Here is a 1,707-nt window from a genome sequence, read left to right on the forward strand (position 1 = left end):
CCACATAGGACAGACGAGATGAGGAGCAGGGCGATGGGTTGGTTGTCGAGTACGGCCAGGGGCGGGGCCCGGGTGGGTCGGGCTGCGGTGGCGCGGGAGGTCGCGGCGTCGCAGCACGCGAAGCATCACCGTCGGGGTCGTCACACGGAGGAGGCGGCGGGGCCGGTGCATTGCCGGTCGTGTGGGGTCCGGGTGCGGTCGGGGATGGGTGATGTGTGCTCGCGGCCGCGGTGCATGAAGGCGGCCGTGCGATGAGCGCGCTGGTGGACCTGGACGACACAGGCCGGTGCCCGACGGACTCGGTGTGCGCCGGGTGCGGTGTCCCGGCTGGTGAGGGCGTGGGTGGCGGGCTGGTCGTGGTGACCGCTGGCACCGGTGTCGGGGTGGTGTGCCTGTCGCTGTGCCCGACCTGCTGCGAGGCGGGGCGGGTGCCGCGGATGGCGATGGTGACCGCGGCGCTGGCCGCTGGGGACCACTGCGAGCACTTGGGAATCGATCTGGACCAGATGGCCGCGGTGATGGAGTCGGGGTGGGACTGGTGAGCACCGAGACGTGGGCGCAGCGTCGTCGTGAGGACCAGGCCGCTGCGGCGGAGCGGGCCCGCCGCGACGCCGACGCCGCGACCGAGCGGGCGTTGCACGCGGAGGCGGTGCGGGCGGAGATCGCCGATCGGCGCCGCACCGAGCAGACCGCCCGTGACCAGGCCGCGCGGGCGGCGCGGGTCGAGCAGTCCCGCCGAGCACGCGCCGAGCGGCGTAAGCGGGCCGCGGCCCGGCGGTCGGCGGTCGGGGTGTGGGCGGCTCGGCACCGGGTGGACCTGCTCATCTATCCCCTGGCGGTGGCGTCGGCGGTGATGGCGGTCCCGGCGATGGCCGCCTACGGCATCAGCGTCTACGGGTCCTGGACCGGCGCGGTGCTGCCGGTGCTGTCCGAGCTGGGGATGTGGGCGTTCGCTCTCGCGGTGCAGTCCCGGCGCCGGACCCACCCGGGCGCTCCGCTGTGGGCGTTGCAGGTGGGGGTGTGGGCGTTCGCCGCCGTGGCCGCGGGCCTGAACATCGCCCACGGCCTCGACCAGGGCGTGAGCACTGGGCTGGTGATGGGTGTGGTGTCGGTGGCCGGGGTGATCGCGCACCAGTTGGTGACCGCTGGGGCCCGCCCGGCCCGCCGTCCGGGTGTGGTGCGGGCGGCGGAGCGCAAGCTGCGCGCGGCCCGGCGGGCCGCGCTGCGGGCCGCGGTCGCCGAGATCGACACCGACGGCGACGCCCGCCTGGTCCACGCCCCCGGCGTCTACCGGGTGCGCCGCGACCGGCTCGGCCGTGCCCACCTGGCCCCACACACCACCCCCGGGCTGCCCGTCGACGACGACGGCGGGGACCTGGCCGCGGAGGTGTCGGCGTGGCTGGCCGACCAGACCCCCGGCCTGTCGAGCCTCCCGGTCCCGCCTGCTGACGAGCCCGCGGGCGGGACCGGGGACCAGCACCACGACCCGGCCGATATCGGCACCGAGGACGACCGCCCGGACGGTCACGGTGTCGCGACGCTGGACCGCCGGGCCGGGGACCGCGACGGCGAGCACGGCCGCCGCCGACCGCGGCGCAAGGCGACCCGGCCGCGGGCCCGCTCGATGGCCGAGCTGCGCGCCGAGCTGGCCGCGGCGGTGGCGGCGGGTGAGGTCGATCCCGCGTCGGCGGAGTCGATCCGGACCGG

General features: G+C 76.7%; 2 protein-coding genes. Both read left to right on the plus strand.

Annotated elements, in window-relative coordinates; all coding sequences use genetic code 11:
- The first annotated feature begins 251 nt into the window (after positions 1-251).
- On the plus strand, positions 252-542 hold the full coding sequence (locus tag FVA95_RS28610; RefSeq protein WP_149666884.1) for a hypothetical protein: 291 nt from the start codon (positions 252-254) through the stop codon (positions 540-542).
- A partial coding sequence (locus FVA95_RS28615; protein ID WP_149666885.1) for a hypothetical protein occupies positions 539-1,707 on the plus strand: 1,169 nt, incomplete at its 3' end. The genes FVA95_RS28610 and FVA95_RS28615, both read left to right, overlap by 4 nt.

The sequence above is a fragment of the Pseudonocardia sp. EV170527-09 genome, assembly GCF_008369905.1.
Lineage (GTDB): Bacteria > Actinomycetota > Actinomycetes > Mycobacteriales > Pseudonocardiaceae > Pseudonocardia.

Bases quoted from the DNA above. Each gene is read 5' to 3' on its own strand.
- FVA95_RS28610 (WP_149666884.1), top strand. From the start codon at position 252: ATGAGCGCGCTGGTGGACCTGGACGACACAGGCCGGTGCCCGACGGAC.